The organism is Streptomyces sp. NPDC058701, assembly GCF_042715295.1.
Classification (GTDB): domain Bacteria; phylum Actinomycetota; class Actinomycetes; order Streptomycetales; family Streptomycetaceae; genus Streptomyces.
The window spans coordinates 1-8,676 of the sequence record NZ_JBHXSY010000093.1; the positions used below are offsets into that span (position 1 = coordinate 1).

Consider the following 8,676-nt stretch of genomic DNA (forward strand, 5'->3'; position numbering starts at 1 on the left):
TTCGACATCGCCTTCGACGGCCGCCTCACCGACCACCGAATCTGACCTCAGCAACAAGAAGCTCGGCATGATCTGGTCCCACTTCAACGTCGCCTGGGAGGAGGGCCTGGCCGCCGCGCGCGGGTGGGCCGCCGAACACGGCCACCTCCTGGCCCCGCTGGACGCCGCCCACCAGGCTACAAAGTCGGCATCTGGCTGAAAAACGCCCGCGCCGCCGCCCGACGCACCCAAGAACTCGAACAGCGCCAGGCCGAAGGGCTGCCGGTGGAGTCCTGGTCCGGCGCGCTGTCGCCGGAGCGGCGGGAGTAACTGGAGGAGATCGACCCGTCCTGGTGCCCGGCCTGGTCGGTCGAATGGCAGCGGGCCTTCCACCTCACGAGGCAGCACCTGGAGGAGGTCGGCGGTGAACTGCCCACCGAACCGGGCATCGTCGTACACCGGGACGAGGACCTCGGACGGTGGGTGCGGGCGCAGCGCCTCGGCTGGAACAAGCTCACGGCGGTGCAGCAGCGGATGTGCGAGCAGGTCCTCGGGATCGCACCCGCCAGCGAGGACGAGAAGCCGAAGCCGCGCCGTACGCAGGCCGACAAACGGACCACGCACTACGAGGCCGCCAAACAGTTCTACGAACGCGAAGGCCACCTTCAGGTCCCCAGGAAGCACGTCGAGCGGATCGTCGGCGAGGACCAGGAGGAGCGGGAACACCGGCTCGGTGCATGGATCGGGAACCAGCGGAGCAGGGCGGCGACGTTGACGCCCGAGCGGATGGAGCAGCTGTCCGCGATCGGGATGCGCTGGCCGTAAGCGGCGCTGGACGGGCAGCGGGGCGTGGAAGGGCAGGGGGCTCAAACCGACCCGCCGCGTCCAGCCAAAGGCCATCACCCTCGTACCCAAACTGGTTTAGCCATTCAAGCAACGGCATTGCCCGCACCCTTCACTCTTCTCGTCATCGCTGTCGGGGAGAGGTACGGATGTGTCACCTCTCAACCGCACGGCCGGGACCATATGTCCCGCAGCCACGCCAGGTCGGTCTCGGCGCGGGTGCGGGTCGCCTGTTCACGGGTGAAGACGGCGTCCGTCTTGGTCAGGACCAGAACGTAGGGGCGTCCCTGGCGCCGGGTGGTGTGGGAGACGGGCAGGCCGGCCTCGTCGATGCGACTGTGGAGGTGGCGGCGTCCGTCCTTCGCGAGCGGCCACTCCATGACATGGCGGGTACGGGAGGTGAGGAAGGCGTCCAAGTCGGGGCAGAGTCCGCAGCGAGTCCGGCATGTCCCGGCCGGGGTGAGGGACCAGTCGTCGGCCGCACGTACGGGGCGGGTGAGGGCCGCGGCAAGCCGGCCCTCACAGTGGTCGGCGAGGGTCTGGAAAGCGCGGGCGGCGGGTGCGCCGTCGCGTATGGTCGTCGGCTGGCGAGCCGCGGTGCGCAGGGCAGGGAGCAGGCATTCCAAGGCGATGTCCGGCAGGCCGCGCAGCGTGGCGGCGATGGTGCCGGCGGTCTCGGGCCCTGCCGCCTGCAGGACGCGGGCTAGTGATGCGCCGAGCCGCTCCATGCCTGTGCGTCGCTCCGTCTCGCGGCCGATGCCGAGCCAGTTGGTGAGCTGCTGCTCGACTGCTTGCCAAGCGCCCTCGGCCAGCGGCGAGGCAATCGCGTCCCCATCGCCGTCGGCGGCCCGCAGCGCGGTGCACAGGCCGGGCAGCGATTCGAGCCACGCCGCGCGGTCGGCCCCGGTGTACGCGCCAACCGTGCCGAACCAGCTGCTGACGGCCCCGCGGGCCCACGTCCGTCCGTACCGCGCGGCCGCTGCCGTGAGACCCGGGGCGTGCCGCTCGCCCAGGTTCTCCACCCCGAAAGGCGCGAGGAGCATCGTGGCAGTATCCGCTTCCCGCAGTCCCACCGCGACGGGCAGGGCGGCGGCAAAGAGCGCTGCGGCCGCCTCGCCCGAATCGTGGTGCTTCCAGAACGGGGCGAGCGACTGGGCGAGCGTGCGCGACCGGTCGAGGTCCCCAGCATCCAGGTGGCCCTGAAGTTCCCGCAGTGCACCCTCGGAGCCGGCCTCGGCGCGGGCCGTGAACGAGCGCTGCCGGAGCCACAGGACCACAGCGGCCCGCCGGTACCAGCGGTCCAGGGTGTTGCCGTAGTTGCCCATGTAGCCCTCGTACTCGGACTGGTAGGGCGTCAGGTCCTTGTTCTCGGTGGTGGCGCACACCTCGGCGTACGCGACGGGCAGGTTGATCTGCTCGCCACCCGTGCCGTCCGGGCGAGTCCACCAGCTCAGCGTGATCTCGTCGTCGATCAGCTCGTTCAGTTCGTAGCTGGAGAAGTCGCCGCTGCGGCGGCGCTCGGCACCGGGTTCCCCATCGGGGTCCAGGAGGCACTCACCCTCGCACTCCTCGTCCTCGCAGTCGTCGTAGTGCTCGACCTCGCCGTAGTAGTCGCAGCGGTCGTACGGCGCATGCGCGTCCCAGGTCTCCCTCACCTCGGCCAACGCGAGGACCGCTTCACAGTCCGCCTCTGCGGCGGCCTGGCGGAGCAGGGCGGTGCGGGTGGCGTCGGCTCCCTTGAGACGGTCCCAGCCCAGGCCGCGCTGGGTGTACTCGTGGTCGAGGAGGTACACAAGGCGGTTCGGGGGTACGGCCTTCCCGCGGCCGTAGGCGTAGCGCTCTTCGGCCGGCTCGGTGAAATGCTCGGTCAGGCAGTGGGCCAGGTCGGCGACCGGGCCCCCGTCGTCCTCGCCGGCCGGGCGGACGCGTTCGGCGAGGAGGTTCATGGTGAGGGTGACGCGGTAGCCGGACCTGACGGGCCTGACCTCGTGCAGACAGTCCGCGTAGAAGGCGGCGAAGGTCAGCTTCTCCCGGGACGCCTGGTGGACGACGCTGCGGCCGGCGTGCGAGACGACGAGTTCGCCGCCGGTGTGGTACGAGGGCAGCGAAACGACCAGGGTGCCCACCATGGAGTCGTCCTTCTCGGAATCCTGGTGCGGCAGGAAGAACTGGCCCTTGCCGTAGACGAGCAGTGCGTGCGGCTCGGCCCGCAGGACCGTGGTGGGTGGCAGACCGAGCGCGGTGCGGACACCGTCGAGGACGCCGTCCAGGGTGCGGTCCCAGTCAGTGCCGCCCAGCGTGATGCGGTCCGGGCTGATCTCCCAGGTGTCGCGGACGTTGGTGTCGGACAAGGTCTGCTCGCCGCGGCCGAAGGATGCCTGCCGGGCCTGCGCGATCAGTTTCTTGGTGACCGGGGCACGCAGCGGCAGCGACAGTTCCCCCACCCCGTCGACCTCGATGCACAGCGCGCGGGCCGACACCTCGATACGGGTGCTGAAGTCCCCGCACCGCCGCGCCTCGTCGAGCAGCTCCGCCAGCTGCTTCCGCGCTCCGTGTCCCATACTGTTTCGTCCCCAGGGGTACAGCGTGCCGTATGGCCTGTCCCGGGAAACCCTAAACGCCGCGTGCAGTCCTTGTTCCCGGGCTGTTGGTCATGCGGCGAGGAGGAGCACGTCGCGGTAGCGGATGGTGTGAACCGTAGGTGATCGCGTTGCCGGCGGTAGCGCCAGCAGGCGTCGAAGTCGCTGTCCACGGACAGCGGGACGTCCGGGTGAGCGGACAGCTGATCTTCTTGTATGCGGACAGCTCATCTCCTTGTCCGGTATGACTTTCCATCCCTCGGACGGCGGTCAGCTGGGCGGGATGAGAGGCTGGACGCCATGACCGCGGCCACCACAGACATCAACAGCCTCACCACCCGACGCCACCGCACCCGCCGCTGCCCCGCACGCACCCACACATGACCTGCGTGCCCATAGACGTGCCTGCACCCGGCCGAACCGTCCGGGCAGCACGCCCCGTACCCGGGTCAGTGACACCGGCCACGCGCACCGGCCAAAAGACGCGGGCGTCGGCGCCCGTACAGAGCACCAGATCAACCATGCCGGGCGCCACCTGGAGGCACATCCGTACCGGATGACCATGGCTGCTGTCAGTCTTATGCCGATTCACGTCAGCAGGGTGCCGAAGGGCTGCGATACCTGGGACCTGGAGGGCAGTTCATGCCGTCTGGTTCTCGTGGGAAGGGCCATGATGCAGGGAAGGCGTGATGGTGATCGCCAAAGCGGTCCGGTGGCCGTGTTCCCGCCGGCGCCGGGCCGGGCCGCGGCAATGCCCCGCCTGCTGGACCTCGACAGCCGCGGTGAGCTGAGCGCCGCGCATGTGCGCCTGGTGGCAAAGGCGTTGGGGAAGTCGGAGCGGACAGTGTGGCGGTGGCTGGCCGCTGCCCGCAAGGATCACCGCCTCGCACGGGTGGAGGCGCCCCATGTCACGGTCACCACGGAAGTCCGGCGGCTGCTGGCGCTGTGGGGCGGTAACGCCTCCCGTGTGCACGCCGAGCTGGTACAGCGGGCGGCCGACGATCCGAACGCTCCCGCGGTGCCCTCGCTGTCCACGCTGCACCGGGCGATCCGCCGGGACCTGACCCGCGGCGAGCGGGCCGGGCTCAAGAGCGGCGAAGCCGCCCGCCGTGCTCACGACGTGTTCGGGCAGCGCCCGCCGACGCATCACAACGCGGCGTGGGAGGGCGATCACAAGCACGTGCCCGTCAAAGTCGATGTGGAAGGTGAGCTGGACACACCGTAGGTGACTTCATCGACTGCGCCACCAAGGCGATCACCGGAGTGGCGGTCACCGCGCACGCTCCGAGCCGGGACGCGGTGCTGGCGTCCCTGCGGATCGCGATCACCCGCAGCGAGCCGTTCGGGCCCATGGGCGGGCTGCCGGGTCAGATCCGGGTCGACCGCAGCAGGGAGTTCCTCTGCGCGACGGTCACCGCGGCAATGGGCGCGCTCGCCGTCCCAGTCACCGATCTGCCCGCCTACACCCCACATTTGAAGGGTTCGGTCGAAGCGCTGAACGACGCTGTGGAGGAGATGTTCCTCGTCTCGCTCCCCCGCTACACCGGCCGCCAGAAACTCACCGGTGGCCAGCTCGCCGACCCCGACGCACCGCCTCTGAACTACGAGGCGTTCGTGGGGCTGCTGCTGGACTGGGTGACCTGGTGGAACACCCTCCATCGTCCTACCGCACTGAACTGGGAAACCCCCCTCCAGGCCTGGCAGGGCGACGCGACACCGCTCACGGATGTGTCCGCCGGGCAGCTGGCGACGTTCGCCCTGGAGGACGACGGGCGCACGTACACGATCAGCACGAGCGGGGTGCGGTGGCGCCGGCGAGACTATCTCGCCCCGTGGATGAACGGCCGTACCGGCACCAAAGTCTCGGTACGTCACCTTCCCCACCACGACGACACCATCGAGGTCTTCGACGCCGCCACCGGCCACCACCTCGGATCGGCGTTTCTGGCCGCTGCCGCGAGCCAGGAACAGATCCGCTCCGTCCAGGCCGCACGGACCGCGGCCGCCCGGCGGCTCAAGGCCGATCTAAAAGCGGCGGAGAAACTGCGTCGCCGGCGCTTCGAAGCATCCACCACCGCAGCCCCGCCCCGGCCACTCACCTCCCCGACTTCAGCGCAGGCTGAAGAGGAACTGGGCGCGGCGGCGCAGACGGACCGCCGCGCGCTATCCCGCCCCGATCTCGTTCCGCACGGCCCCGCGCCCGCCCCAGGACGGCGCGCACACCTACTGCTGATGAGGACCAAGCTGATGATCGCTGATCTGGACTACGGGCTGCTGCCCAATGAGCGCGAAGACTACTTCCTGGACTTGGAGCAGGCCCAGCTGGTGGTACCTACACGCTGCTGACCACCTGGGACAACATCGAGGCCGTCATCGAGGCCAAGGCCATGATGTGCGTCTACGGGCCGGCCGGATCCGGCAAGACGATGTCAGTGAACTCCGCGCTGCGCCATCGCGCCCCGGACATCACCCACCGCCGAGCTCGTGCATGGTTGGCGGTGCGGCGTCGAAAGGTGCAGGTCGGCCTGGTGGTCATTGTGGCTGATTGGCGCCGCGGGTGGTGGTCTGCTGGTGTGAGAGCAGTCCGGCGATGGCTTGGATGGTGTCGCTGAGGTGCTCGCGTCGGCCGTGGTGGCGGGCGAGTGCTCGCCAGTTCTTGAGGTGGGCGATGCTGTGCTCGACGCGGATCCTGCGTGAGGAGTGGGCCTTGCGTTGGCGCTCGTAGATCTCCTCATACCAGTCCGGTGGGTTCTTCTTGAACTTGCGGTGCGGTGGTGTCACGACGCGGCCGCCGGTCTGAGCGCCCAGGCCCTGGTAGCCGGCGTCGGCGAGGATCTCCACGGCCGGAGCGTCAGTCAGGTGCTTGACCAGGCCTAACTGTCGGGCGTGGGTGATGTCGGCGCAGCTGGCCGGCTGGGCTGGACTGCAGAAGAGGAGCTTGCCGTTGGCGTCGGTGAGGACGATGGTTTTGACGGCGTTCTGCTTGTTCTTGCCGGAGATGAACTTGTCCCGGTCCTGGCGGCCGGCGGCGGGCCTGCGGACCCGGATCTCGGTGCCGTCGATGCTCCCGGTCTGTCCGCCGGCGCCGAGGTGGTTGATGACCTCGGCGAGGGTGTGGAGGCGGATGCCGGTGGCGATGGTGCAGCCGCGGGCTGCGAGCAGGGGCCGCACCTCGCCGATCGCCCGGGTGATCGTGGAGCTGTCGACGCTGAACCAGCAGGCCAGCACCTCGTGCGTGGCCCCGTGGCGAAGGTGAACGAGGGTGGCCAGGAGCCGGTCGATAAAGACCAGCCGGTGTTTCGCACCAGCGCCGACGGCCCGCTTCCGCGGCCTGGACTCCAGTCGCGCCTGGTGCCGTTCATGCCATAACGGACTTACCGCGGCGACGAGTTCGGCGATCACATCGGCCGACAGCCTTGTGATCCTCCGATCGCTGATGATCGCTGCACGAGTTTCGTTCCCCACCACATGAACATGATCAGGGATCACGATCCAGCGTCGCACCGCCAACCATGCACGAGCTCGTTAGAGCTCGCAGAGAATCAAGGTGTTGCTTCCCGCCGTTTGGCTCGTTGGTGTGGTATGCGCATATCCGGCGAGGTCAGTGATCAACTCGGCCTGAAGTTCGCGGCGTTGTTCCCTCATCTGGACGAGCGGCAGCGCCGTCTGCTGATGGGGGCTGAGGCCAGGATCCTGGGACACGGGGGGATCCGGGTGGTCGCCCGAGCCGCTCAGGTCAGCGAGACCACAGTCCGCAAGGGTGTGGACGAGCTGGAGGCGGGGGCGGAACCACTGGGCAGGGTCCGCCGTCCCGGTGGCGGGCGCAAGCGGGCGGCCGAGTTGGATCCAGAACTGCGGCCCGCGCTGTTGGCGCTGGTCGAGCCCGACATGCGCGGGGATCCGATGTCGCCACTGCGCTGGACGACGAAGTCCACCCGCAGACTCGCCGTCCAGCTCACCAGGCAGGGCCACCGCATTTCGGCGGATACCGTCGCCGACCTCCTGCGTGAAGAGGGGTTCAGCCTCCAGGCCAACGCCAAAACCCTCGAGGGCGCCCAGCATCCCGACCGGGATGCCCAGTTCCACTACATCAACGACCGGGCCAAGGAGCACATCGCTGCCGGCGACCCGGTGATCAGCGTGGACACCAAGAAGAAGGAACTGGTCGGCCCCTACAAGAACGGGGGCCGTGAGTGGGAGCCGAAGGGGGTTCCGGCACAGGTCAAGACCCATGACTTCCTGGACCGACAGGGACCGGGCAAGGCGATCCCGTACGGGATCTACGACGTCGCCGCGAACACCGGCTGGGTCAGCGTCGGCACCGACCACGACACTGCAGCCTTTGCCGTTGCCTCCATCCGCCGCTGGTGGCAGGCCCGCGCCGGCCACGACTACCCGCAGGCCACCCGGCTGCTGATCACCGCGGACGCGGGAGGCTCCAACGGATACCGCACCCGCGCCTGGAAGACCGAACTCGCCGCCCCGGCCGCCGAGACGGGCCTGGAGATCACGGTCTGCCACATGCCGCCGGGAACATCGAAGTGGAACAAGATCGAGCACCGGCTGTTCTCCCACATCTCCATGAACTGGCGAGGCAGACCTTTGACCAGTCACGACGTCATCGTGAACAGCATCAAGGCAACCACCACCCGCACCGGCCTGAAAGTCCACGCCGAACTCGACCCGGGCACCTACAACACCGGCATCAAGGTCACCGACACAGACATCGACGCCCTGCCCATGCACCGCCACCGCTTCCACGGCGACTGGAACTACACACTCCACCCACAACACCACGAGATGGCTGACGCAGCCGAAGGTCCGCGGCCGGCCGAGGGCCTGCCTCGCGGTCCCGCGCTGGCGATCTGCGCAATCCGGAACTGACCGGCATGACCGAGCAGGCGCTGGACGCACTCGTCGACCGGGCCTTGACCCCGGGTTTTGGACACCGGAGACACTTGGATCTTGACGGTCCAGGAGAACGGAGTCCCCGTGGGGATGAAGCATTACCCCGCCGAGTTCAAGGCGGACGCGGTCGCGTTGTACCGGTCGAGGCCCGGAGCGACGATCAAGTCCGTCGCCGCCGACCTCGGGGTGAACACCGAGACGCTGCGGAACTGGATCCGAGCCGCCGACGGCCGCCGGCCCGGCGACGACGCCGTTCAGGCGGAGCTGGCCGCCGCCCGCAAGAGGATCCGCGAGCTCGAGGAAGAACGGGATATTCTCCGCAAGGCGGCCCGGTATTTCGCGACGGAGACGCGCTGGTGAACCGCTA

General features: G+C 68.9%; 5 protein-coding genes and 2 pseudogenes. 5 read left to right on the forward strand and 2 right to left on the reverse strand.

All coding sequences use genetic code 11. The annotated features are described in order from the left end of the window. Together ACFWW8_RS37565 and ACFWW8_RS37570 are read left to right on the forward strand one after the other, a co-directional pair. A partial coding sequence (locus tag ACFWW8_RS37565; RefSeq protein ID WP_386537176.1) for a helicase associated domain-containing protein occupies positions 1–199 on the forward strand: 199 nt, incomplete at its 5' end. Between the two features lie 263 nt (positions 200–462). Then, the gene (locus ACFWW8_RS37570; protein WP_386537179.1) at positions 463–804 is read left to right on the forward strand and encodes a helicase associated domain-containing protein; all 342 of its coding nucleotides are present in this window, start codon (positions 463–465) and stop codon (positions 802–804) included. Positions 805–983: 179 nt separating this feature from the next. On the opposite strand, the gene ACFWW8_RS37575 is transcribed toward ACFWW8_RS37570, so the two are convergent. Further along, the gene (locus ACFWW8_RS37575; RefSeq protein ID WP_386537181.1) at positions 984–3,383 is read right to left on the reverse strand and encodes a 2OG-Fe(II) oxygenase; all 2,400 of its coding nucleotides are present in this window, start codon (positions 3,381–3,383) and stop codon (positions 984–986) included. A 769-nt stretch (positions 3,384–4,152) separates the two neighbouring features. On the opposite strand from ACFWW8_RS37575, the pseudogene ACFWW8_RS37580 reads away from it, so the two are divergent. Continuing rightward, positions 4,153–5,609, forward strand: a pseudogene (locus ACFWW8_RS37580) (Mu transposase C-terminal domain-containing protein); the annotation flags it as partial. A 324-nt stretch (positions 5,610–5,933) separates the two neighbouring features. Here ACFWW8_RS37580 and ACFWW8_RS37585 read toward each other — a convergent pair. Continuing rightward, the gene (locus ACFWW8_RS37585; protein WP_386537183.1) at positions 5,934–6,803 is read right to left on the reverse strand and encodes a transposase family protein; all 870 of its coding nucleotides are present in this window, start codon (positions 6,801–6,803) and stop codon (positions 5,934–5,936) included. A gap of 180 nt (positions 6,804–6,983) precedes the next feature. On the opposite strand from ACFWW8_RS37585, the pseudogene ACFWW8_RS37590 reads away from it, so the two are divergent. Both ACFWW8_RS37590 and ACFWW8_RS37595 read left to right on the forward strand, forming a co-directional pair. Beyond that, a pseudogene (locus ACFWW8_RS37590) lies at positions 6,984–8,327 on the forward strand (ISAzo13 family transposase); the annotation flags it as partial. Positions 8,328–8,366: 39 nt separating this feature from the next. Beyond that, entirely contained in the window at positions 8,367–8,669 is a 303-nt protein-coding gene (locus tag ACFWW8_RS37595) for a transposase (protein WP_386537186.1), read from the forward strand. Positions 8,670–8,676: the final 7 nt, after the last annotated feature.